The following is a 23,050-nucleotide window of genomic DNA, read 5'->3' as shown; positions in this document are numbered from 1 at the left end:
GATCCATGGGCAAATTATGAGCACATCCAAGACCATCGAATGCATCTATGAACGTGGCGTCCTAAAGCCGCTCCACGAGGTAGATTTTAAGGAGGGAGAGAGGCTGAAGCTCACGATAAAGAGATTCAATATCTCCGATTTTCTCGGGGCATTTGGCGAAGGCTCTGTAGAAGAGTTTGAAGAGTTTGAAGAAGAGGCCCAGATGTGATCTTTCTAGATACAAATGTGCTATACAGCGTTTTAGGACGAAATCAGGGCTAATCCCCGCCTTTTCAAAGGCGGGATACAGCCCGTACTTATAGACCAAAAGACTCATTAGCCGGCACAGCATATTAATATCATAATGGCTAAAGTGTTTCGGTATAGACTCAGACCGACAAAAGCTCAAGTTACAAAACTTAATGAGCAGCTAGAGCTTTGCCGATGGGTCTACAACGAAACGCTGGCTATGCGAAAGAATGCATTCGAGCAAGAAGGCAGATCAGTAAGCTACTTTGAATCCAAGAGAATGCTTCCAATTTGGAAAGAGTCTAAGCCGGAACTGAGATCTGTTTATTCTCAGGTTCTGCAAGACGTTGTTCTCAGAGTTAATCTGGCTTTCAAGGCATTCTTTCGCAGAGTTCAATCAGGCGAAAAGCCTGGCTATCCTCGTTTTAAGGGAAAGAACAGATACGATAGCATCAGTTATCCTCAAAGTGGTTTTTCCATAGACGGTGATAAACTCTGGTTATCCAAGATAGGAGATATCAAATTCAAGTTGCATAGGCCTATCGAAGGATTTGTTAAAAGGTTAACCATTCATCGATCTGCTACCAATAAATGGTATGTCTCTTTCCTGGTCGAAGAGTCGATTGATCATGTTATTGAACCTTCTGATAAGGTAGTTGGGATTGACGTGGGGATTACAAACTTCGCTGTATTGTCTAATGGCGAGTTCATAGAAAATCCTCGGTTCCTCTTAGCAGATGAAGGAATGCTCAAGAAAGCCCAAAGCAAACGCGATAAGCTGCCCAAAGGTTCTCAAGAGAGAAATAAAGCAAATAAATCAGTCAACCATCTCTATGAACGGATTGCTAACAGGCGAGAGGATTTTGCTCAGCAACTCAGTCACATGCTTGTAACCTCTTATGGCATAATATGTTTTGAAGACTTGAATATAAAAAACATGACTCAAAATCACAACCTGGCAAAAAGCATTCTGGATGCATCATGGAACAAGCTTGTACAATACACTTCATACAAAGCGGTAGAGGCTGGTAGGAAGGTTGTACTTGTCAATCCATTGAATACATCTCAGATGTGCTCTTGCTGTGGTCAAACAGTCAAAAAGGATCTATCCGTCAGAGTCCATAGTTGTCCCTATTGTGGATTGTCGATGGACAGAGATCTTAATGCAGCTAAGAACATTCTCAGACTGGGGCTACAGTCTGTGGCGAAAGCCTAGATGCCCGCCAATTCATTGGCGGGAGTGGTCACTGCAAACGAAATTCAGCAAATCCGCTCAAGAGATAATTTTGATGCCATCCGATCTGGCGACATCATCAACGGTTTTGAGCGAACTAGTCTTCGTATCCCTTCGCAAGCTCAGCAAAGAACGATATGGGACCAAGAACTACTCCGAATTTCGCAAGGCCATTGTTCAAAGAGGTTATGGTCCCTTTAAGGAGGATTTGGATCTATTGTTCAGGCTTATTGAAGAGCGGGAGGTCTCAATTCTTCCTATTAATGATGACCTGAATGAGTGGAAGGGTATCATGATCAGATACAATTTATTGCCCAATGATGCATTGATCGCTTCCACCTGTCTTAAGCATGAGATCTCCAAGATTGCCACATTTGATAGTGACTTCTCAAGAGTTGATTGGCTGAAGATAATCGGTAAGAAGCAATGACATCTGTATTCTTCCTGATCGAAAGATGACTGTAGCCAAAAGCTCTGCTCGAACTCCAGGACCCAGTTCTAGAGCTTGAAAGCAGAGGTCATTCAAAAACTGCTAATACTCTTGAGAGTTTCCTGTTCTGCCTATGGAAATGCAGGTCATTTCACAATTCTCACGGCCTGGAGGAAAGGAGTTACACTCTCCTCACGAGTACGCCTCCAGCGTTCTCTGCTCTCCGGCCATCCTCGCCTTTGCCTTCCCCTGGCCCTTTGCCTCAGCCGGCTCATTGTAGATGCAGAACACACGGTCGGCCAATTCGGTCATCTTCTCTAGATGGGGATCCAGCGCAGGCGCATAGAGAAGAATGGTTGCCTCTCTGGAGGTCTGCTTGAGGGCCTGGGCCAGGTAGCCCACCATCCCCTGAGAGTCCTCGTAGAGTAAGGGGTCGTGCTCCACGATCAGAAAGCTGTGGTGGTTCTCCTCCAGTATGGTCATGAGCTGGAAGGAGGTAAAGGCTCGGCGCACGTCCAGCTCGGTGATGTTCCGGTTAAGCCGGCTGAGGATGCGGGAGTAGTTGCCGCTGATGAAGAGGATCTTATAGCGCTGCAATTCGGGGTGACTGTTGATAGCTCCGGCCATCAGCTCCACCGGGGCGACCAGGACGTTGAAGGTCTCGGGGAGGAGAGAGACGGCCGGGCAGAGTTCGATCTCCATGATGGAGAACAGGGTGCTTCGGGGATATCAGGACGAGGCAAGGGGGCGGGGCGAAAGTGAGAAGGCCCACTTTATGAAATAGGTCCCTTCTCGTCACTTGGTGGACTTAGGTCTATCATCAGATTATCCATGCTCTCATTATTCAGGCAATTAATCAAGAAAGCAGCAAGATCCTCTTGCCTGGATTGTCCAAAGACCATCCTGTATACTGCCAGCGATTTTTTCAGTTCATTCATCTTCTCTCTGTCACGACTCAAGGGCAACGCAGGGACGTGCCGCTCTATTTTAGAATCCCCCTCAGGATATATCCAGAACGGAACCAGATCCCCCGCTTCACTTTTTCTGTCTCTTTTGCCTGCTCTGAAAAGCGCATCCCATGGATCGATATCGTTAGGTCCGACTTCAGCAAGTCCATATTTAGCTGCCAGATTCTTTCTTATTGCATGGCCTTTGAACCTGTGAATCCTTCCTTCACGCTGCTCAAGATCAACGGGATTCGATGGAAGATTCCAGTGGACGATTGCATGGCAATATGCATGAAAGTCCAGCCCTTCCTGCCCAATCGATGTTGTGGCCAAAACAAAAGGCCAAAATGGGGAATTAAAAGCCTGCCTCACCTGGGAGATCCTATTCACTGACCTACCCTCATCGCTTTTTTTATCAGAGAGCATTACCGCAAAATTCGTCCTCATCTTCTTGATAGACCTCGACATGGATTCTAATCTCTGGTCAATTTTTATTTTATCAACATCCAGGCTTGCGGTTCTTAGGCTCATGGCTTCAGAAACAACTTCCGATAATTTGCCTGCAATTTCTACCTTTTCCTTGCCAAACAGTCCCTCAGATTCCTTCAGAAAATGAACATATTCATCTAAAACCGCTTGAAGGCCACCATCTAGGCAATAATCCAGAACTTGCCTCCAATAGGCCTGACCGTCTTGATCTTCTAATGAATAAAGACCGCGCAACAGGGCAATAGACGTTGACAGATTAAAAAGACGAATAAAAGATCGAGACATTCGAATAGAGCTCATGCTAATCTCATAAAAAGGATGCCAAGGATTGTTTGCAGGCAACCCCCCTGTGACCCTAGACAATGCTCTTAAACATGTTATTCCGGGCCCAGCTAATGCCAACTTTGCCAAAACTAATGAGAGATCCTTCGGAGGTTTCTCAAGGCGGATCTTGCCCCCGATCAGATCATTGACTTCTGCAATTGCCTCAATCCAGAGGGTTGAACTTTCATCAATGTCTTCATCATCAGATACCTCTTCGCCGCTCAAAATGACAGCTAAATCCCTGCTGCGAAAAATTTTTTCAGAGATTCCTCGGTAATAATGCAGATCCAGCAGTATTGGCGCGGCCCAGTACCAGTCTTCATCTTCAATTCCATACCCTGGATAAGTCTCTAGAATAGGAACCATGAGCTTCTCTATGACCATCTGGGCTTTCTGGATCACATCATCTGTAGATGGCAATTGCTGAGAAGCGAACCCAATGGGATCGCATGCCTTCGCAAGCGTTATGCTCGGATATACGATCCCCAGGATTGGCAATCCTGTTATTCTCCCTTGCCTATGACTTCTACCGAGTTTAAGCAGACGCCCTATCTTTTTCATTGAATCGGGCTTTTTGTGGATGCTAGAATCGAATTGCCTTATTATATTACGTTCCGCTTCATAGCTCGTCAGACTCGCAACCATCCTCGGAACCATCCTCCAGGAAGAGAATACCAACCTCTTGGTAAAATTCTTGAGAGCAGGATCTGCAAAAGGTCCTCGGAGTTCGTAATAAGACAGAGATGGAGGCAGCCAGAGTAGCTTCCAGGCATTAACACCAATAGTCCCTAAAAGAAGACTGCGAAGCCTTGCATTTCTTGGATCAACTTTGTTATAAGCTTCGATATCATCCCAAGGAAGCAGCAATCCTTCTGCTTTTGAGAGATGACTGTAAATTTTTTTATTGTTATTCGAACAAGCGACATCAAAGGCGCCTTTCAGTTCGTATTTTTCCATGAAGTTCAATGTATATGGTGATGATTTCCAGTACTCAAGAGAATCGCGGCTGTTCAGACATTCAGCCACATTCTGCAGGCCGCAGTAGGCTATCAGATCACCAGGATGTAGCTTGACCGACTCATCAGAGACCTCCTCTAGCATCCCGTTTCGGTCATCCGAAGCCGCAAGCCTTTCAGTCCTTACCATAACTCTTCTGAGATGAGATTCAAGTGATTCCTTCAGATGAATTAGATGAGATACATCCCCACTTCCAATGCGGAACAACTCCGTCCTGTATTCTCTGAGGATGCTTTCGCATTTCTCAACTGCCGCGGTATCTTGCATAAGAAACTTCAGAGTTCTTAGAAAGTCCTTGTAATGATCCTCAATTCCAGACTCGTCAGCAGTAGTGTACATCTTATAAGGAGTCGCAGAGAGCAGAAGCACTCTGGCTTTAGAGTTCTCATCAGCATAATCGAATAGCTCTTGCGCAAGTTCTCTGGCTGAAATTGTTGAAGCATCTTCATCATCATCACTGTACATAAGATGCTTGAACCTCTGGAATTCATCCAAAATGATTAGATCCGGCTCAAGGGCTTTTAGACATGATCTGACGAGAAGTCTACGCAGCTCGGATACGCATCTATTGCTCTCTTTTATCATCTCTCTTTTTCTTGAAGCACTCAAGCTCATCTCTGAGAAAGCGCTTGAGAGCTCCTGCACCTTACGTCGCAAAGCGATGCAAGAGTTGCTATCAGATACATCTTTGTCATCCTGCAAAAGGCTAAGGAAACACGCTTTTAGATGAGCATCTATTTTATGTCTAGGATATTCTTTTACAAGCCTCTTGAAGTTCATGAGCTTCATGCTACCGCAAAATACTCTTTTATGACCCTCTCCTTCAAGCTTCCATTCCTCCTTTAACATCCAGTACAAGAGAGCCCTTTCATTAGCAATTCCTGTGCCAGATGATACCTCAAAAGAGGTGCCTGGGGTCAGAGAGACAAAGTTGATCTTTCTTTCTTCGAGATTCTTGATTATCGTGGGCAAAAGAGAAATGCGACTGGAGCAATGAGCATTATCATCCCCCAAGACATTTAGTCGCGCTATATTCTGTTTGGCAATATTTGAATTTGAGCAGATGTAGATAATATCAATCCTGTGAACAGTCTTCCAGAGGTGGTCTATTGTCTTGGCTATGACTCCTCGGGCCACAAGGGTTTTTCCGAGGCCCACCTCATCTGCGACGAGGAAGCGTCTTGTGCAATCCTCATCAGTATAGAGCCGACGAAAGACATAATCTACGGTCTCTCTTTGGAAGTCCTTCAAGCTTCCTAGAATCGCATCGCAATCAGGCTTTTGGAGGGTCTTTTCACTCTCGGCCATATCAATGGATTCATGTTTTATCATGTTCGTCCCCTCCGATCATCTTTCTTGCCTCCCAGATGGGCTCCCAGATCTCATCTATCCTATCAGGGAGCAAATCCTTCGTATCAGGATGACTCCTGAGATCCTGAATAAGGTGGTTTAAGTCGTCGAGCCTTCGTTGATCCCGCGCTAATGCTCGTATCATGCACTCGAAAAGAGGAATCATACCTTGAGATGCCCAGTTTCCCCCATTGGTTCGCCCTGGTCCGACTATCAGGCCCCCTGGATCTGACCTTCCATCAAGAGAGAGAAGAAGCAGCATAAGCCTGAGCACCTGGCTTTTATCCTTCAGCAGAGCCCGAAGCACTCGCTCAGTTCTATCTTCTGGTGCTCCGGTAAGGGGCAGCTTTAGGACAAATCCATCTGCCAACCTTTTCTCCTCTAAAATTATTGTTGATTCAAAGGCAAAAAAGGCTGAGATCTCATTATCCTGAAGGTGCCTGAATTCTGCTAAAGCGCCGGGAATCGATGAGAAACATATAGCTCTCGACTTTTGCAGAGTGATTGGTCTGCATTTTACAGTGGCTTCTTCAGGAAGGACTGGAGATCTTCCCTCCATAGAAATACTGAAATGATCATCGCCATCCATGGATACATGTGCTGCAAGATTTGATTGTATCAGCGCATTTCTGACCTTGTCTGCCAGATGCTTCAAGGATTCCATCTCATCTACGGTAGGACCACCGTTAATCGTGAACGGATCAAGAAGAGTTCTTAAACCCGCCTCCGTTTCGTCTTTCGCCTCTTTGCCGCCATTTAGTATCGCATCTATGCCACAGAATTTCTTTCTGCCTCGCAGTTCAACAAGGAATTCTATATTTCCCTGGAAGGCGGCATCTGTGGCATTAGCTGAGCCTGTCCATATCCGGCCCTGACCTCCAGCATCGGCAACATAGAGTTTTGCATGCAGCCCTTGGGGGTTTTCGTCCAATACAGCAAAATTTTCTTTCTCGATATCAATTTGTCCTTGTCCAGGATCGATAAATTCAGAAGAATCCTCTTGTACAACGAATTCTTCTTTAAGGTAATATATATCCGAGAACTGCCTTAGGCTATCGGCTTTAATTTTCTCAAGGCTATCTAATCTGGATATCAACGTGGCTCCTTTTCCCAGAGATGCAAATGAATCGAGTCTGCTCTCTGATAAAAAGGGAGATATTACCAGGATTCTATCGATTCTATCTGAGAAGGGATTGGATCGGCGATTGCCAATGCCAAGAGGGTAAAATATCATTTCGTCAAAGCCCTGGGGCGGATTAAAGGATACCCTGCGGACCTCGTGCTGCATCAAGTCAATCCTCTTTTGCAGCTCCATCGGCACGCCCTTTTCTACCATTCCCGGAAGAGAAGCTAGAAAATCCCCCAAGGGATGATTCGAGGCAAAAGCCCTAATTCTGTCTTCTAGAACTCCATCAAGAACCAAGGCTGCATCCCATGACCTGTCGTAGGTGAGGTTTCTACTCAAACATAGGAAACGGTAGACAACAGGTCCCTCTTCAGAATTGTAGCGCAGAACCCAAGCTTTAGGATGGAAGACCGATCCTTCGTAGGGTGGATGCACCTGGAAGACCGAACCTTCCAAGAATGTAAAGAGAGGCTGACCGTATTCTTTGGGGATATGAATTCTGCCTTCCTGGCAGAAGATGCTGATCCTCCCTGCGTATCTTCGAATTGACTCTATTAGCGCCAGGGAATCTGGCGATCCAGAATCACTTTCAGCCTCGAAGAGTGTAAAGCCAAGCGGCGCTGTCATGAGAGCCAACAGATCAAGAGAGAACGTTGTGCCAATGGCGAAATCGAGAGTATAGCCGTCTGGAGGTCTTAGGATCTCAAGAAGGTGCCTCCGATCATAGGGATCTAGCATCGGGACCTCTTAAGACCCAATAGTATATCTGAAATGATGGTCTCTGCAGGTCTCCATCTATACCTAAGCTTTCCTGTGCCAGCTTGCCCATTCCATCTGGCCAGGGCATCAGGATTATCAAGCTTTGATAGATTGCGTTTCAAGAGGCTTTCCCGATCATGAATGAGCTTTCTGGCGAGGTCATCCCCTGCAATTTGTTGAGCACGTTCTGGTGACAAGACCATCTGTAGCCATTGATTTACAAACCGCCAGGTTAGGCCGGTCACTCGTGCACCCTCTTTGTTTAATATATCCCAGAATCGCTTTCTATAATCCCAACGAGACATATCATCACTGCGTGACTGCAGATAATCGGCCCATTCCATCAATTCATCTTCGTAGTAGCTCGCCAGGCTTTCCTGCGCTTGCCCGGTTAATTCATCCATCTTTTCGGCAAGCATGAGGTTATAAAGGAGGGAAGCGCCATTAATGGCATCTGAGAAGTTTCTGGCATGCAAAATTTTCTCTTGGATTGGCTGGGGAAGGTCCGGGCAAATGGGATGGTCCCATGGGAAGGCCACTGATTCAATTGGCATATCTGAGTCCAAGAGGTGGGCAAGCATCGTATTTGGCTGTCTGGATAATACTCTCTCTTTTAGATAGCAGGCTTCATCATATGTCAAGTCAAAAGAGGCTTTGGCCGGGAAGTCAGAGGGTGCTTGAGGAAGTCCGGGATGCCAGTTATGAAATCTTTCGAAACCATCGATCTCTTCTTCATATCTATGGGAGGCCTCTTTGAGATGTCTGTAAAATGTATCTAGAGAACGATGATAGTCGGAGACGGAGTAAGGACAGAGCCGGATACCCCAGGCTTCAAGCCCCTGCCAATAGATATTGCTTGGAAGCCGCTTGAGGTTTTTTTTAGCCTCCTTTCCTATTACGCCATTGGTGTCATTCGACTCCAAGAGGGCATAGATCAGTCGCACTTCTTCATCTCTTGCTCTTCTTTCTATCTTTGAGGAGAGGACCTTCTTCTCCTCAAGGCTCTTGTATATCCATGGCACAAACAGAAAATATCTGGCACGAGTCTGGATAACGCTTGTCCCAGGAAAGAGCATATCCGAGAATGCATCTCTAATAACACCAATCCCAAGTTCATCCCTTGTCTCATGCTCCTTGAAGGTGCTCAGGATATCTAGCATCCTTTGTCGTTCTTTTTCTGAGTAATCCAGCCAAGTGAAGGTTGAGGCCATCTTAACCATATCCAGACATAACTTTTCCCAATCTGAAAATTGATTAGTGAGGTTAGTGAATAATCTAGCGGTTGTAGGATAGGCTCGCGGGAGGAAATCGAGCAGGCCAAAACACCTCCATGAGGTGCTGGATATGCCGCCCCCTGAGGAGCTGCGCGCCCTGACCAGGAACGGGCTGCGGGAGATCGCCGTGAGTGAGCTGAAGGCTCGCGGGCCGAGGATGGATGCGGTTTTCTATCTGCTGGATGCCATGCGACTATTTTTCATCTATCATTTTCTGGAACTTCTCAAGGTAATCTATCCTTGTGCGGTTGAGGTTGACCATTTGGCTCAGCCTTGATTCTATGGCGCTCACAAGGCTCTCTGTAACCGTATTCTTGCGGTTTCTCCTAAAAATGTCCTTTAATTTATCGAAGTCTATCTTGCTGATATCCACAATACGCAAGTCATCCTTGAAATCTACGGTATTTCGGTGAACCCTTTAATGAAGCTCCCACTGAAGCAGGAGGCCCTCATCCAGCCTCTGAACAGACTGGAGGCTGAGCCTGGGAAAGGAATTCCGAAATCCAGGGCCATCTACCAGGCTGGGAGCTCTCTCTCCCCCTATTATCAGCCCTCCTATGTAGATGTAAATCTCATCGACCAGACCAAGCTCTATCAATGACCAGTTGAGGCGGGCGCCGCCTTCCACCATAAGGCGCCTTACCCCCCGGTTATACAGCTCTTCCATGAGCCCTGGCAGGTCCACCATCTCGGTGCCGCATTTGATTATCTCACAGCCAGATCGAAGCCTATCCAGTCTCTCCTCAGGGGCAGAATAGGATACTGCGATCATGCACCCAGGCCCGAGGATCTTTGCATTGGCCGGAGTTCGAGCGTTGCTATCCGCCACAATTCTGAAGGGCTCTTTCAGCTGCCCCATATCCTTTCTCTTCTCCCGCAGGATCCTGGATTTGACCCTCAGCCCGGGATCGTCTGCCAGAACCGTCCCCACCCCCACCATGATGGCATCGCTTGCAGCCCGCAGCTCATCTACCCTCATTAGATCCTCTTTGCCCGAGATCCTTATCTGTCTGCGGTCTCTTGAGCTGATCTTGCCGTCCGCGCTCATGGCGCTGTTTATGAAAACAAATGGCCTGTTCAAATGATCTCCGCCGTCATATTCTCGCCGTATTCTTATTCTGATCCTTTTGTTCTACTATGAGAAGCTAAATACATTGCCTCGTCTTATAACCATAGCCATGTCAAATATCGCCAAGCCCAAAGTAGCTCCGCCTGGTGCAGCCAGGCTCAAACAGGATGAGCTCATTCTGCAGGGAACCATAATCTATGGCGATGATTTCCAGCCCATTGAGGGCTACATCAGCATCCGGGACGGAAGCATAAAAGAAGCGGGCACCGGTCAAGTGGACGCCGATCTTGAGGGGATAGTCTGCCCTCGTTTTGTCAATTCTCACATTCATCTGGGCGACTCGGCATTCAAGGATCCTCCATTCCTCCCCCTCTCCGAGCTCGTCGGCCCAAAAGGCCTGAAAATAAGCCTGCTGAGTGAGACGCCGCGTGAGCGTCTCATTGAGGGCATGAGAAGAAGCCTGGCCCAGATGGTGGACTCGGGCACCTATGCCTTTGCTGACTTTCGCGAGGGAGGCGAGGCAGGAGTCAGGATGCTGCAGGAGGCGGCGAAGGATATGCCCCTCCTCGTGCGCATCTTTGGCCGGCCAGCGCAGGGAGAGACGGAGACGCCGGAAGGCTGCTATGGCCTGGGAATAAGCAGCACCAGGGATTTCGATCCCAGCCTTATCCAGAGAATGATCTTGGAGGCGCGCCGGGCGGGCAAGGCGCTGGCCATCCATGCGGGCGAGTCAGCCAGAGACGATATACCTGATGCCTTCTCACTTTTGCCCGATCATCTGGTGCATATGAGCCGAGCAGAGGAGTCTGACCTCAGATCTGCGGCCCAGAAGGGCATTGCTCTGGTGATCTGCCCCCGATCGAATCTGATCACCGGCTCAGGCCTTCCCAATGTGAAGAGGATGATTGAACTGGGGATAACTGTTGGAGTTGGAACGGATAATGTGATGCTCAACTCCCCGAATATGTTCATGGAGATGCATCTGATCAGCAGGGCTTTGCTGCATGACGATAGACAGGTATTTAAGATGTGCACTCTAAATGGCGCTGAAATAATGGGGCTTGATCAGAAGCTCGGGTCCATAAGGGAAGGAAAAGAGGCAAAGGTGATGGTCATCAACGGAAGCTCAAACAACCTTTGGGGATCGACTCATCCTCTCCGAAGCATTGTGCGGAGGGCCGAGCCAACTGATATATTAGCGATCTTCTAGCTTTAATTATTGGGGTGGATCATGTTCGAGAAGATTCTAGCGGCAACCGATGGATCGGAGCACGGATTGAGAGCGGCAAAAGTAGCAGTGGAGCTGGGAAAGATCTCAGGAGGAAAGGTCTATGCCGTCTATGTGGCGGACACTCAAAGGACGGCTCATCTGCCTGATGATATGCTGCTGTTCAGCATCAAAGAGCTTCTGCTCAAAGAGGGAAAGGAAGCGATAAAGCAGGTCCAGGAGCTGGCGGAGAAGAATGGCGTCGACTTCGATGGAGCAGTTGTGGAAGGCAATCCCAGCGATGAGATCATTAGCTATGCTAAGAAAAAGGGGGCAAATGTAATCATCGTCGGCGCTGTGGGACGCACTGGGCTTGACAAATTCCTCCTGGGAAGCGTGGCTGAGAAGGTGGTACGCAACTCCAGGATTCCCGTTTTGACTGTTCCGAGGGAAGAGTCTTGAAGATTCTTGTCAGAGATGTGATGGTTCGGGAGGTCGCCTATGCCGAGATCCCCGGAAACAGGGACGATGTCTTGAAGACCCTTCAGGACCGGAAGGTATCCGGCCTGCCGGTGGTGAAGAAAGGAGAGGTGGTGGGGATCATAACCCGATCCGATCTGCTCCGCAATCGGGAGGAGGACCAGACTGCTCTGCTCATGACCCGCGATCCGGTTGTGATAAGCCCGGACAGGAGCATAGTTGAGGCTTCAAAGCTTCTTATCCAGCATAAGATAAGGCGCCTTCCTGTGGTTGAGGGCAAAGAGCTGGTGGGGCTGGTCACAGTGGCGGACATCGTCCGGGTGGCAGAGGGCATGAACATAGAGGAGAGCATAGAGCCGTACCTGGAGAAGGAAACGGTTGTACTCTGGAGCGAGATGCCCCTGCCGGTAGCAGGATCGATCATGGAGTTTGCGGCTGTCGAGGCCTGTCCGGTTATAGATACCGACCTGAAGCTGGTGGGCATGATCTCTGACAGGGATCTAATCAAGGCCAGCGTCATCGAGGATTCGGTGGAGAAGACGGACATGTCCGCAGACGGTGGGGAGGATGCCTGGATGTGGGACCGGGTGATGCGAACCATCAATAAGTATTACACCGTCTCCAGGATAAGGCTGCGCGATATACCCGTACGCGAGGCAATGGTCCCGCCAAAGACGGCATTCAAGACGGACAAGGTGAGCGACTGCGCTGCTGTAATGCGCAAGAACCGGATCGATCAGATGCCGGTGGTTAAAACGAGCCGCAAGCTGATGGGAATGCTCAAGGATACCGATATCCTGAGAGCTCTGGTGGACTATTGCGAAAGATCAAGCGCTTGAATTCAATCGGTCAAATGGCGAAGATTTAAAGATCAGGCCATCTCAACCACAAAGGACTATGTCTCTAATCAAGTTCTTCAGCACCAACGGCCACCTGGATAGGGTGGACTTTAAAGGGGCTCTCCTGGCTGGCCAGGCCCCGGATAAGGGGCTCTATATGCCCGAGATGTTCCCTTCTCTCTCCCCGGAAACCATCCGGAATTTTCCTCAGATGAGCTATCATCAGATCGCATACCAGGTCATCAAGCCATATCTTGGCGACCTGGTGGAAGAATCGGCTCTAGAGGATATGCTAAAAGACGCCTACAGCTATGAGGTTCCCCTGGAGCGGGTCTATGACGGCAAGTACCTGCTGCGGCTGGATCGGGGTCCTACCTGCTCATTCAAGGACTTTGCCGCCAGGCTGATGGGCAGGCTGATGCAGTACTTCCTCAAAGAGGAGGGAAGGAGCATGATTATTTTAACTGCCACTTCTGGGGACACCGGCTCTGCGGTAGCGCATGCATTTTATGGCCTGGAGAATATCAAGGTGATAGTGCTATTCCCGGAGAGGGAGGTTACGGAAAGGCAGCGCCGGCAGATGACCACACTTGGCGAGAACATCTATCCTCTGGCCGTAACCGGCAAGTTCGATGACTGTCAGGCCCTGGTCAAGCAGGCATTTGTCGATCCGGAGCTCAAGGGACTCGAGCTCTCCTCAGCCAACTCCATAAATGTCGGCCGGCTGCTGCCCCAGGCGGTCTATTACTTCTATGCTCATTCTCGGGTTGCACCCGGAGGAGAGGAGGTGGTCTTCTCTGTTCCCAGCGGAAACTTCGGCGACCTGATGGGCGGTCTTATCGCTCTGAAGATGGGGCTTCCTGTGAAAAAGTTCGTGGCGGCCACCAATGAGAACGACGAGTTTCCTCGCTTCATGCAGACCGGCGTCTATGAGCCAATCCGGCCGAGCAAGAACTGCATCTCCAATGCCATGAACGTCGGCCATCCCAGTAACCTTGCCCGGCTCTTCTCCCTTTACGGCGGCCAGATGGATGAGACCGGACAGGTAGCCAGGCAGCCGGACCTCTCCGCCATGCGCGAGGAGATCTATGCCGTATCTATCAGCGATGAGGAGACCCGCCAGACCATCAGAGAGGCTTACTCTCAGTACAAGGTCCTCCTCGAGCCCCACGGTGCAGTTGGATGGGCGGGGCTGGTGAGGTATCTGGATGAATTCGGAGACTGGAGCCCCGCCGTCTCCCTGGAGACGGCAGATCCTGCCAAGTTCCCGGATGAGATTGTGCGCCTTACAGGGGTGAATCCCTCTCTTCCTCCAGCCATGGCCAGTCTTGATGAGAAGGAGGAGCACTACCTGGAGATGGATGGCAGCTACGCTTCACTGAAGAATTATCTGAAGGGCTTTTTCTGATCGATTACTGGAGGCAATAGGATGGAGCAGGAGAGAATATTCTTCGATGATATCGGCAGCTATCCCCTGCCCAGGGGAGTTAGGCTGGATGGCCTTTCCAGGGATCGGTATCTGCAACTCGTAGGCCAGGTTCTGGCCGAGAAGATCCGTGCCGGGGTGGAGATTCCTACCTATCCTCAGCTCCGGGATATGATTCGCATGTTCATGGACCCCATCAAGGATCCGGATATGACTGAAAGCCCCTTTCTGATCCGGAGAGAAAAGGCGGAGATACTGGAGCTACAGGCCGTCCCTCCCGGTCAGAAGGTGCGGGTCTGCGTCACGGGACCGGTTGAGTTATACATATCCGCTTTTGCGGCGACGCATTACACTGATATTCTTTATACCCTGGCGGAGAGCGTTTCCAGGTTCCTGGAATGGGCAAAGGAAGAGGGAAAGATGGCCATTGCCTCACTGGACGAGCCGAGCTTGGGCCTGAACTCCAATATCATCTTCTCTGAGGAAGAGATTCAGGAGGCTCTGGAGATCGCCAGCCGCCCCTGTCAGGGAATGCACTGCGAGGTGCATCTGCACTCACCTCTCTATGCCGAGCTGTGCGCGCACGTCTCGGGGATAGACATCTTAGGAGTCGAGTCAGCGGCTCATCCTGATTACCTGAAGCTGATCGAGAGGGAGGTCCTGGAGGATACTGGGACATATCTGAGGGCGGGAATCGCTCGCACCGATATCTTCTCTCTATCTGCCCAGCTTAATGATAGATATAAAGTAAATCTATGGGAAGATCTGCCCCGTCTGGAAAGGGAGATCACCAGCCTGGAATCGCCTCTTATCATGAAGAGCAGGTTGGATCAGGCCTATGCCCAGTTCGGCGATAGGCTAATTGCCACTGGCCCGGACTGCGGATTGGGGCCCTGGCCAAGCCAGGAGCTGGCTGGAAGCATTCTGGGCAACTGCGCTGCAGCTATTGCTTTTTTTCGCTCTGAGCATCCTTGATTGTGGTATTGGACCTTCAGTATTTGCCAGGCAATTGCTGTTGTGAAAATATAAATTGTTTCTTATCATAAAAACACATAGAACAATTTAACATTTATCTGAGCGCTTTTGCTCCGGAGCATAAATATTTTCCTAATTCAATTTCTGATCTCAGTATATCTAATTATGGATTACTATGATTACCATTATCTATAAATATTTTAAGAGCATTGGTATGTATCATGAAGCTGAGGGTAGTAAGTTCAAAAAAGGAGATCACAGATCTGAACAGGAATGAGCAGTTGGTTCATCTAGCTTTCAGGGCCTCTAACATGGATGTGATGAATCTGGTGCAGTCATGTCCCCGTCTGCGCGCCGTTCAGATACCACCATCTTACCATGAGACCATGTCCCGGGCCGCTCAGCAGTTCCTGGAGATTCAGGGAGTTCAGCTCCTGAAGGGAGATGTATGGGGCCACCGCAAGGACATCGACGAGTATTATGCCATTGGAGAGCAGATAGTGAACCGGATCTCCACCCTCATGTCCGAAGGAAACAGCATTGAAGAGACTGTGAGGAAGCTGCAGAGAGAGACCAAGCTCTCAGAGGATCTCATTCGCTATATCTTAAAAGAGCAGGTGATGGCCTAATCTCATCCAGGCTGACGGGATCCAAAAAACCGCAGCTCGGAGCATAACTCTTTTTCAAATAGTTCAGCCTGCCAGAAAAAGCAGAGGCTCCGAGGAAGAACAGGGATATGAGAGCACAAGCTTTCTCATGCAGAGCCTAAAGGATGATGCGTACGCATGTTTTCAGGCATATTCTCCATCGCAGTTCACAGATAAATTTTGCGTCCAGTCTCCATGGCAGGGATCGGACGAGCACGAGCGAAGTCGCAACGGCAAATATATGTCAGAAACAAGCAACAAAATTAATATAATGTATTAATCTTGGATGGCGGGGAATGGTCGGGATCATTGGTTACATCGGAGAGGAAGAGGCAAAGCCCATCTTGCTCCAAGGACTTAAGAACCTGGAATCAATGGATTATGATTCTCTGGGCTTAGCTACCTTATCTGACCGGCTGTTTATCGCAAAATCTGTAGGGAAGCTGGATGGAGCTATTGATGACCTTTTAAAGGAGTTTGAGGGAAACATCGGCATAGCCCATACCAGAAGAGCCACACATGGGCATATATGCGTGGCCAACGCTCACCCTCATACAGACTGCAAGAACAGGGTGGCCATTGTTCACAATGGCGTAATTGAGAACCATAAGGAGCTCAAAGAGGAGCTCCTCTCCCGGGGCCATATCTTCACCAGTAGCACTGATTCAGAGGTGATCGCCCATCTCATAGAAGAGGGCCTAAAGGCAGGTCGTAGCTTTATCGCTGCCTGTATGGATGCATTCAAAAGGCTGCAGGGCTGCTATGCATTGCTGGTGATCTCTCCGGACGCCCGCAGGCTGGTGGCTTTCAGAAAGGATCTGCCTCTCGTTGTCGGCGTGGCGGAAGGAGGAATCATATTCGCATCGGATGCATCAGTCCTCCTGCAATGGACTCCCAAGATGATCTATCTGCAGAACAACGATGTGGCCGTAGCCTGCAAAAAGGAGCTGGTGTTGCGCAATCTTATCGACGGCGAGGAGGAATAGGCTTGTTAAAAAATATTCTCTTTACAACCGCAATACTTTTTTATTATGGTGCCAGCCTTCTATAGAGGACAATGCCGATCTGATGATCAGAATTGGCGAATCACGGAGGACAAAATCATGAAGTTGTTAGGCATTTTGATGTGTATAATTATTTTTATCGGCATATGCGCAGCGGAGGAGACTGAATACTTCGACTGGAAGGGGTCACAGCTCTACGCAGCGAAAAATTATACTGATGCTCTCGCCTATTTCAATCAGGCAGTGGCTCAGGACCCAAACTACGTAAATGCCTGGGTCCATAAAGGGGATACGGAGAGGATTCTGAAAGACTACAATGTATCGATCCAGTCTTATTACAACGCTCTGCAGTTGGACGGCAGCAATGCAGCTGCCTGGTCGGGCATCGCGGAGTCATATATGGCAGTAAAGAGCTATTCCAATGCCACCATCGCTGCCTCAAAGGCTACAGAGCTGAATAACCAAAGCAAAAACTACTGGTATCGGGAGGGCCGTCTGCTTCAGCTGCAGGGGATGTATGAGGAATCAGTGGCAAAATTCGATGGTGCCATTGCTCTGGATCCGAATTACAAAGAGGCCCTATACCTGAAGGGAATCACCCAAATGGCCTTGGGCAATTATGAGGATGCCAAAGCTCTCTTCGATCAGGCACTGGTGGTCGACCCCAATTATAAGCAGGCTTATTTGGGTAAGGGATTGGCCCTGCATGCAGATGGAAAGCTTGTGGAGGCCCAGCAGGAGTATGATAAGGCCCTGGAGATCGATCCCGGTTATTCTTCTGCCAAGATCAGCAAGATGCATGCCCTAATGGCAATGAATAAGCCAAGAGAAGCTTTTGGGATGCTGATCTAGATCAGAAGCCCGCGAACGCGGGCTCTGTTATTTATTAGCACCTTCCTATTTATTATGGGTGAACTTGAATCGCAAATTATAAGAAAAAAGGATTATTCCTCAGCCTCTTCAGGGGCTGATTTATCCTTTTTTGCCTTGAGCTTTATCTCAATCTCAAGCTCATCCTTCTCGCACTCCACCTCGACCTTGATTGGAGGCTCGGGATTGATGGAAATATTGATGCTGCCATATTTCACTGAGACCTCTCCGCCAGCCTCGATCTCTCCAGCAAGACCTCTTAGAAATGAGGCCGTCTCGGAGTTGGTGAGGGCATACTTCTGCTCGAACTCCTCAACCCCTTTGCCTGAGCGGAATTTAAGCTCAATCTTTCCCGGAACACCTGTTAATTCAGCCATAACAATCGCTGTTCTTTTAGGGCTCGATCTATAAATCGCTTTGGTTCTGGAAGGATCTTCGGCTTGCTGGATATGATTTGAGCAATTCTCGCAGCAAAAGAGATGTGATGATGAAAGGGCGGTGTTTCAAGCCCATTCATCAGAATTTCCGCTTGTCCAGCTCGATTTCTCAATAGTTCTTGGCCATCAGCTCGAAGTAAGCCTGCTCATGAGCGCATGCCGGGCACTCATCTGGAGCCTCGGTGCCTTCATGGATGTATCCGCAGTTTCGGCATCTCCAGGCCACTTTGGTATCCTTCTTGAAGACCTTGCCCTCTTCTACATTCTTCAGCAGAGCCCGGTATCTGTCCTCATGGCCTTTTTCCACCTTGCAGACATTTCTGAACTTCTCAGCTATCTCCGGGAAGCCCTCTTTGTCTGCCGTGGCGGCAAACTGGGGATACATCTTGGTGTTCTCGAACTTCTCTCCCTCGGCCGCCTCCATAAGGTTGGCCTTGGTATCCCCGATCACGCCAGCCGGGAATGAGCCGTTAATCTCCAGCTCACCTCCTTCCAGCAGCTTGAAGAAGACCTTGGCGTGCTCCTTCTCATTGTCTGCCGTATCAAGGAATATTGCCGCAATCTGCTCGTAGCCTTCCTTCTTGGCCTGGGAGCCAAAATAGGAGTATCTGTTCCTGGCCTGCGATTCTCCTGCAAAGGAGAGCAACAAATTCTTCTCTGTCTGTGTGCCTTTAAGACTCTTCAATCTCTCATCTCCGATTAATCTTGATATCAATTTTAATTCAATTCGATCTACTTGGGAACCTCGCTCATGGATATGCCAAGAGCCCTGGCCACGCCTTCGCCGTAGGCTGGATCGGCCTTATAGCAATTGCCTATATGGCGGATCTTGATCATTTTAGGAGCATCTCCCATGGCGCGAGCGGTGTTCTCAAACAAGGCCTGCTGCTGCTCCGGCTTCATCAGGCGGAAGAGCTTGCCGGGCTGGGTGTAGTAATCGTCATCGTCTTTCCGGAAATCCCAGTGATATGCCTCTCCTTTCAGCTCTAAAGGCGGCTCACGATACTCCGGCTGCTCCTGCCACTCTCCATAGCTGTTGGGCTCATAAGCCAGGGTGCATCCCTGATTGTCATCCACCCTCATCATCCCATCGCGGTGGTATATATTGGTGGGACAGCGGGCCCGGTTGACTGGAATCAGATGGTGGTTCACACCCAGGCGGTAGCGCTGGGCATCGCCATAGGAGAACAGCCTGCCCTGCAACATCCTGTCCGGAGAGAAGCCTATGCCGGGAACTATATTGGCCGGATTGAATGCCGCCTGCTCTACCTCGGCAAAGAAGTTCTCTGGATTGCGGTTGAGCTCCATTACCCCCACCTCGATAAGCGGATAGTCTCCATGGTACCAGACCTTGGTCAGGTCGAAGGGGTGATAGGGAACGGTCTGTGCCTCCTTCTCGGGCATTACCTGGATGAACAGCTTCCAGCGAGGATAGTCTCCCTTCTCAATGCTATCGAATAGATCGCGTTGATGGCTCTCCCGATCCTTGGCTATGATCGCCTCCGCCTCGGCATCGGTCAGGTTCTTGATTCCCTGCTGGGTTACCCAGTGGAACTTCACCCAGACCCTCTCGTTCTTGGTATTGATCATGCTGAAGGTATGGCTGCCAAATCCATGCATGTGGCGGAAGGAGTAAGGGATACCCCGATCGCTCATGGTGATTGTCACCTGGTGCAGAGCCTCAGGAAGAGAGGTCCAGAAGTCCCAGTTGTTCTTGGCGCTGCGCATGCCCGTCTTCGGGTCGCGCTTAATGGCGTGGTTCAGGTCAGGGAACTTGAGAGGATCTCTCAGGAAGAAGACAGGGGTGTTATTTCCCACCAGGTCCCAGTTGCCCTCCTCGGTGTAGAACTTGACGGCAAAGCCGCGGATGTCTCTCTCGGCATCTGCTGCCCCCCTCTCACCGGCTACTGTGGAAAAGCGTGCAAACAGATCGGTCTTCTTGCCGATCTTCGAGAAGATCATAGCTCTGGTAAACCTGGTTATGTCATGGGTAACAGTGAATGTTCCATAGGCACCTGAGCCCTTGGCATGCATCCTTCTCTCAGGAATTACCTCCCGGTCGAAATGGGCGAGCTTTTCCAGGTACCATACATCCTGAAGAAGCATCGGTCCGCGTTGTCCTGCAGTCAATACATTCTGGTTGTCGGCCACTGGTGCACCGACATTTGTGGTCAGCTTCTTATCCTTTTTTTTATCTGGCATAACTATTCTCTCCTGAGGTTCAATCCCTTTGCGCCTGAGCAGATAGCAGGAAGCATTGGCCCACAGCCAAGAAGTTCATGATTGATCTGCCCCGGGGATCAGCGATTTTGATGAAAATCAGCTAGCAATCTTTTTTATTCGGTTTTTTCCCCGGTTATGAGATTTCCCTAACCATTGCCATAAATAAGGTGCGAAGGTTATTTAAGAATTGCTATCACCTAATAATCGTGACTCCTCCCGCCCCTAAAGGGGACGGGCTTGGACGGATTGAATACCGACAGATTGTAGTCCCAATCTGTGTATGTTGATCGCCGCGTTCCAGTCTCCATCTATCGAAAGCCCGCATTGAGTACAATTATGGACTCGCTCAGATAGATCTTTTTGAACCAGAATGCCACACCTAGAACACATCTTTGACGTATTTCTTGGATCTACCAGGACTACCATCGAACCAGCACTTGCAGCCTTGTACGAGGTCAGAGTCACAAGCATATTCCAAGCCACATCTCCAATGCTTTTGGCTAGGTTGTGGTTTTGCATCATGCCTTTTATATTGAGATCTTCAAATGCGATTAGGCCATATCGATTGACTAACTGGTTGCTGATCTGATGAGCAAATTCATATCGCTTATTTGCTATTCGCTCATGGACTCGCTCAACAATCTCAAGGGCTTTCTTGCGCTCTGGCGTGCCTTTAGGAGCTCTAGATAGTATTCTTTGAACTCTGGCTAACTCGTGCTCTTCTTCTCGGAAGAATCGAGGATTAGCTATCTTCTCGCCATTGGAGAGGGTGGCAAAGGACTCTAAACCGACATCTACGCCCACCAGAGAGCCGTCTTTCCAGGGCGGTTTGGGTAGATCTTCCTGGCCTACTGAGAAACACGCATACCATTTCCCAGTTGCTGCCCAGCGAACAGTTAGCCGTTTGATCTTGCCTTCAATGGGCCGGTGGAGCTTGATCTTGATATCCCCGATCTTGGAAAGATACATCCTTTCCAGAATCGACCTTGAACCCTTTCTGAGGATAGGTGAACGAGTCATATCGACCTCTGCCCTTGAAATAGTTTCCTTGAATGGCTTAAGCGATCTTCCCACATTGACGATTCGATCACTTGCGGACTGCCGGTACTATGAGAACGGGAATTTTAGAATGACGCACCACCTTTTCTGCAACGCAGCCAAGCAGAATCTTCTCCAGATCGCTCCGTCCAATTCTGCCTAAAACCAGCAGATCTGCGCCGGACTTATGCGATCTCTTGACAATTTCCTGGCTGGGATCTCCCTCCGCAATGATACTGCTGAAAGGCACGCCTGCATCGCATGCCATATTCTCTACCTCAGAAATGGCCAGCTCTCCCTCTCTCTGCATAAGCTCCATCAGCCTGCTGCTCAGGCTGGGAAAGGCGGCATAACCGGGAAGATGGGCCAGACGATAAATATCCACCACATAAATGGCGATGATCGATCCCCCAGAGAGCCTGGCCAGGTCAACCGCAAGCTCAGCGGTCCGTATGCTGGTCTGGGATCCATCAGTTGCTACCATTATCTTCTTGAACATGCCATGAACCCTCTGCTGCTTTTCTCCCGCATAGATGATTCAATCTCTATCTGCATCACTGGTCTCCAATTTGGGTGCTGTTATCTTTACCAGTCCTTTGGAATTGAGCTCTCGCCTTGCCTCTTCTGAGAGCAGACAGCCACATGATCCCGCGGTCGCTTTGGCGCAATTGCAGGGCTCGATGTGGATGGTGACTGTGGTTCCCGGGTAATGCTGCTTGATTGCACATGCGATCATGTCGGTAATACGATGCGACTCATCTACGGACATGGATGAATCCACCCGCAGATGAAATTCAACGAACCGGTTTCCGCCTGCCTTTCTCGTACGAAGCCTGTGGACTCCTCTCACCGTTGGGGCAAAGGCAGCTATATGCCTTCTCACTTCCTCTATCTCATCATTTGGGAGGCCGAAGTCTATGAGGTCCCGGGCCGATTCGAGGATCAGATGATATGAGGTACGGGCGATGTGCAATGCTACTACTATCGCTGCTATGGGATCTACCCATTGCAGATTTGTGCTCGGTGAGATGTAACCTCCAAGAACGATGATCAAGAGCCCTGCCAGTACTCCTAATGAGGTATAGACATCTGTTCTCAAGTGCCAGGCATCGGCCTTCAGGGCGATGGAGTCGGTCTCCTCGCCGACAATGAAGAGCTTGCGAGATACGAATATGTTGGCCGCTACCGAGACCAGCATCACTGCCAACCCCAATGCCGGCTCATCCAGTGGCACAGGATTTCTCAGCCTGCCGATGGCCTCATAGATTATCCAACCGGCGGCAATGAGAATCAGCAATGCCTCCGCTGTCCCGGAGATATTCTCGACCTTTCCGTGCCCAAAGGGATGATCCTCATCAGCTGGCTTGGCAGATGTCTTGACGGCAAAGAAAGCGATAACTGCAGCGATCAAGTCCATACCGGAGTGGATCGCCTCAGAGATGACGGAGACGGAGCCGATCATCATCCCGACGATGATCTTGAGAAAAACCAAGCTCGTGTTGGAAAACACAGAAAGAAGAGCCACGTTCTTCTTGCGTCTGTCTCTGTCTTCAATACCGTTTCCCATGATTGTTTCCACGAATTGCAGTTGACCGTTCATCCTTTCCGATGTTATATAAGAGTATCTTGTGGGCCTTTATAGCCGATCCGGCAAAGA

General features: G+C 49.4%; 22 protein-coding genes and 1 pseudogene. 12 read left to right on the top strand and 11 right to left on the bottom strand.

What is annotated here, in order from left to right; genetic code table 11:
* Positions 1-16 precede the first annotated feature (16 nt).
* From MCON_RS00770 to MCON_RS15005, 3 genes are all read left to right on the top strand, one after another.
* Entirely contained in the window at positions 17-208 is a 192-nt protein-coding gene (locus MCON_RS00770) for an antitoxin family protein (RefSeq protein ID WP_013718145.1), read from the top strand.
* Positions 209-343: 135 nt separating this feature from the next.
* Positions 344-1,444, top strand: a complete 1,101-nt coding sequence (locus MCON_RS00765; protein ID WP_013718144.1) for an RNA-guided endonuclease InsQ/TnpB family protein — start codon at positions 344-346, stop codon at positions 1,442-1,444.
* On the top strand, positions 1,428-1,892 hold the full coding sequence (locus tag MCON_RS15005; protein WP_320353585.1) for a PIN domain-containing protein: 465 nt from the start codon (positions 1,428-1,430) through the stop codon (positions 1,890-1,892). Before MCON_RS00765 ends, MCON_RS15005 begins: the two co-directional genes overlap by 17 nt.
* Positions 1,893-2,084: 192 nt before the next feature.
* Here MCON_RS15005 and MCON_RS00755 read toward each other — a convergent pair whose 3' ends face one another.
* The 4 genes from MCON_RS00755 to MCON_RS00740 all read right to left on the bottom strand — a co-directional run bounded on the left by MCON_RS00755 (position 2,085) and on the right by MCON_RS00740 (position 9,124).
* Positions 2,085-2,594, bottom strand: coding sequence for a hypothetical protein (locus MCON_RS00755; RefSeq protein WP_013718142.1), 510 nt, complete (start codon positions 2,592-2,594; stop codon positions 2,085-2,087).
* A 71-nt stretch (positions 2,595-2,665) separates the two neighbouring features.
* Complete coding sequence (locus MCON_RS00750; protein WP_013718141.1) at positions 2,666-6,001, bottom strand: helicase-related protein; 3,336 nt, start codon at positions 5,999-6,001, stop codon at positions 2,666-2,668.
* Positions 5,988-7,334, bottom strand: coding sequence for a phospholipase D family protein (locus MCON_RS00745; RefSeq protein WP_157863602.1), 1,347 nt, complete (start codon positions 7,332-7,334; stop codon positions 5,988-5,990). The genes MCON_RS00750 and MCON_RS00745 overlap by 14 nt, the downstream gene beginning before the upstream one ends.
* 542 nt (positions 7,335-7,876) lie before the next feature.
* Positions 7,877-9,124, bottom strand: a complete 1,248-nt coding sequence (locus tag MCON_RS00740) for a DUF6361 family protein (protein ID WP_052297500.1) — start codon at positions 9,122-9,124, stop codon at positions 7,877-7,879.
* 124 nt (positions 9,125-9,248) lie between these two features.
* Here MCON_RS00740 and MCON_RS00735 point away from each other — a divergent pair, with 124 nt between their 5' ends.
* Positions 9,249-9,455, top strand: coding sequence for a hypothetical protein (locus tag MCON_RS00735; RefSeq protein ID WP_157863601.1), 207 nt, complete (start codon positions 9,249-9,251; stop codon positions 9,453-9,455).
* Between the two features lie 141 nt (positions 9,456-9,596).
* Here MCON_RS00735 and MCON_RS00730 read toward each other — a convergent pair whose 3' ends face one another.
* Entirely contained in the window at positions 9,597-10,259 is a 663-nt protein-coding gene (locus MCON_RS00730) for a 2,5-diamino-6-(ribosylamino)-4(3H)-pyrimidinone 5'-phosphate reductase (protein ID WP_013718137.1), read from the bottom strand.
* A 97-nt stretch (positions 10,260-10,356) separates the two neighbouring features.
* Here MCON_RS00730 and MCON_RS00725 point away from each other — a divergent pair, with 97 nt between their 5' ends.
* From MCON_RS00725 to MCON_RS00690, 8 genes are all read left to right on the top strand, one after another.
* Positions 10,357-11,457, top strand: a complete 1,101-nt coding sequence (locus MCON_RS00725; RefSeq protein WP_048131600.1) for an amidohydrolase family protein — start codon at positions 10,357-10,359, stop codon at positions 11,455-11,457.
* 21 nt (positions 11,458-11,478) lie between these two features.
* Positions 11,479-11,916, top strand: coding sequence for a universal stress protein (locus MCON_RS00720; RefSeq protein ID WP_013718135.1), 438 nt, complete (start codon positions 11,479-11,481; stop codon positions 11,914-11,916).
* A complete protein-coding gene (locus tag MCON_RS00715) occupies positions 11,913-12,773 on the top strand; it encodes a CBS domain-containing protein (protein WP_013718134.1) in 861 nt (286 codons plus the stop codon). The genes MCON_RS00720 and MCON_RS00715 overlap by 4 nt, the downstream gene beginning before the upstream one ends.
* Positions 12,774-12,831: 58 nt before the next feature.
* Positions 12,832-14,181, top strand: a complete 1,350-nt coding sequence (gene thrC / locus MCON_RS00710) for a threonine synthase (protein WP_013718133.1) — start codon at positions 12,832-12,834, stop codon at positions 14,179-14,181.
* A 21-nt stretch (positions 14,182-14,202) separates the two neighbouring features.
* A complete protein-coding gene (locus tag MCON_RS00705) occupies positions 14,203-15,174 on the top strand; it encodes a uroporphyrinogen decarboxylase/cobalamine-independent methonine synthase family protein (RefSeq protein ID WP_013718132.1) in 972 nt (323 codons plus the stop codon).
* A gap of 221 nt (positions 15,175-15,395) precedes the next feature.
* Positions 15,396-15,803, top strand: coding sequence for a DUF1699 family protein (locus MCON_RS00700; RefSeq protein WP_013718131.1), 408 nt, complete (start codon positions 15,396-15,398; stop codon positions 15,801-15,803).
* A 314-nt stretch (positions 15,804-16,117) separates the two neighbouring features.
* A complete protein-coding gene (locus MCON_RS00695) occupies positions 16,118-16,807 on the top strand; it encodes a glutamine--fructose-6-phosphate aminotransferase (protein WP_013718130.1) in 690 nt (229 codons plus the stop codon).
* Between the two features lie 117 nt (positions 16,808-16,924).
* Positions 16,925-17,677, top strand: a complete 753-nt coding sequence (locus MCON_RS00690; RefSeq protein ID WP_013718129.1) for a tetratricopeptide repeat protein — start codon at positions 16,925-16,927, stop codon at positions 17,675-17,677.
* Between the two features lie 92 nt (positions 17,678-17,769).
* Here the strand turns inward: MCON_RS00690 and MCON_RS00685 are convergent, their stop codons facing one another.
* The 6 genes and pseudogenes from MCON_RS00685 to MCON_RS00660 form a co-directional block, all read right to left on the bottom strand.
* Positions 17,770-18,072: an amphi-Trp domain-containing protein gene (locus tag MCON_RS00685; RefSeq protein WP_013718128.1), complete on the bottom strand. Its 303-nt coding sequence runs from the start codon at positions 18,070-18,072 to the stop codon at positions 17,770-17,772.
* Positions 18,073-18,241: 169 nt separating this feature from the next.
* A complete protein-coding gene (gene rbr / locus MCON_RS00680; RefSeq protein ID WP_013718127.1) occupies positions 18,242-18,817 on the bottom strand; it encodes a rubrerythrin in 576 nt (191 codons plus the stop codon).
* Positions 18,818-18,864: 47 nt separating this feature from the next.
* Complete coding sequence (locus tag MCON_RS00675) at positions 18,865-20,334, bottom strand: catalase (RefSeq protein ID WP_013718126.1); 1,470 nt, start codon at positions 20,332-20,334, stop codon at positions 18,865-18,867.
* 243 nt (positions 20,335-20,577) lie between these two features.
* Positions 20,578-21,394 (bottom strand): annotated as a pseudogene (locus tag MCON_RS00670) (RNA-guided endonuclease InsQ/TnpB family protein); the annotation flags it as partial.
* Between the two features lie 48 nt (positions 21,395-21,442).
* A complete protein-coding gene (locus tag MCON_RS00665; RefSeq protein WP_013718124.1) occupies positions 21,443-21,892 on the bottom strand; it encodes a universal stress protein in 450 nt (149 codons plus the stop codon).
* A 39-nt stretch (positions 21,893-21,931) separates the two neighbouring features.
* On the bottom strand, positions 21,932-22,960 hold the full coding sequence (locus tag MCON_RS00660; RefSeq protein ID WP_157863600.1) for a cation diffusion facilitator family transporter: 1,029 nt from the start codon (positions 22,958-22,960) through the stop codon (positions 21,932-21,934).
* Between the last annotated feature and the right edge of the window lie 90 nt (positions 22,961-23,050).

The organism is Methanothrix soehngenii GP6, from assembly GCF_000204415.1.
Lineage (GTDB): Archaea > Halobacteriota > Methanosarcinia > Methanotrichales > Methanotrichaceae > Methanothrix > Methanothrix soehngenii.
The sequence above is the reverse complement of the archived record's forward strand: the minus strand, read 5'-3'. Positions and strand labels throughout refer to the sequence as shown.

Coding starts and splice junctions, on each gene's coding strand:
- thrC (WP_013718133.1), top strand. CDS start 12,832: ATGTCTCTAATCAAGTTCTTCAGCACCAACGGCCACCTGGATAGGGTG.
- MCON_RS00755 (WP_013718142.1), bottom strand. CDS start 2,594: ATGGAGATCGAACTCTGCCCGGCCGTCTCTCTCCTCCCCGAGACCTTC.
- MCON_RS00675 (WP_013718126.1), bottom strand. CDS start 20,334: ATGCCAGATAAAAAAAAGGATAAGAAGCTGACCACAAATGTCGGTGCA.
- MCON_RS00770 (WP_013718145.1), top strand. CDS start 17: ATGAGCACATCCAAGACCATCGAATGCATCTATGAACGTGGCGTCCTA.
- MCON_RS00750 (WP_013718141.1), bottom strand. CDS start 6,001: ATGATAAAACATGAATCCATTGATATGGCCGAGAGTGAAAAGACCCTC.
- MCON_RS00735 (WP_157863601.1), top strand. CDS start 9,249: ATGCCGCCCCCTGAGGAGCTGCGCGCCCTGACCAGGAACGGGCTGCGG.
- MCON_RS00725 (WP_048131600.1), top strand. CDS start 10,357: ATGTCAAATATCGCCAAGCCCAAAGTAGCTCCGCCTGGTGCAGCCAGG.
- MCON_RS00665 (WP_013718124.1), bottom strand. CDS start 21,892: ATGTTCAAGAAGATAATGGTAGCAACTGATGGATCCCAGACCAGCATA.
- MCON_RS00705 (WP_013718132.1), top strand. CDS start 14,203: ATGGAGCAGGAGAGAATATTCTTCGATGATATCGGCAGCTATCCCCTG.
- MCON_RS00685 (WP_013718128.1), bottom strand. CDS start 18,072: ATGGCTGAATTAACAGGTGTTCCGGGAAAGATTGAGCTTAAATTCCGC.
- MCON_RS00765 (WP_013718144.1), top strand. CDS start 344: ATGGCTAAAGTGTTTCGGTATAGACTCAGACCGACAAAAGCTCAAGTT.
- MCON_RS00740 (WP_052297500.1), bottom strand. CDS start 9,124: ATGGTTAAGATGGCCTCAACCTTCACTTGGCTGGATTACTCAGAAAAA.
- MCON_RS00700 (WP_013718131.1), top strand. CDS start 15,396: ATGAAGCTGAGGGTAGTAAGTTCAAAAAAGGAGATCACAGATCTGAAC.
- MCON_RS00695 (WP_013718130.1), top strand. CDS start 16,118: ATGGTCGGGATCATTGGTTACATCGGAGAGGAAGAGGCAAAGCCCATC.
- MCON_RS00660 (WP_157863600.1), bottom strand. CDS start 22,960: ATGGGAAACGGTATTGAAGACAGAGACAGACGCAAGAAGAACGTGGCT.
- MCON_RS00690 (WP_013718129.1), top strand. CDS start 16,925: ATGAAGTTGTTAGGCATTTTGATGTGTATAATTATTTTTATCGGCATA.
- MCON_RS00720 (WP_013718135.1), top strand. CDS start 11,479: ATGTTCGAGAAGATTCTAGCGGCAACCGATGGATCGGAGCACGGATTG.
- MCON_RS00745 (WP_157863602.1), bottom strand. CDS start 7,334: ATGGAGCTGCAAAAGAGGATTGACTTGATGCAGCACGAGGTCCGCAGG.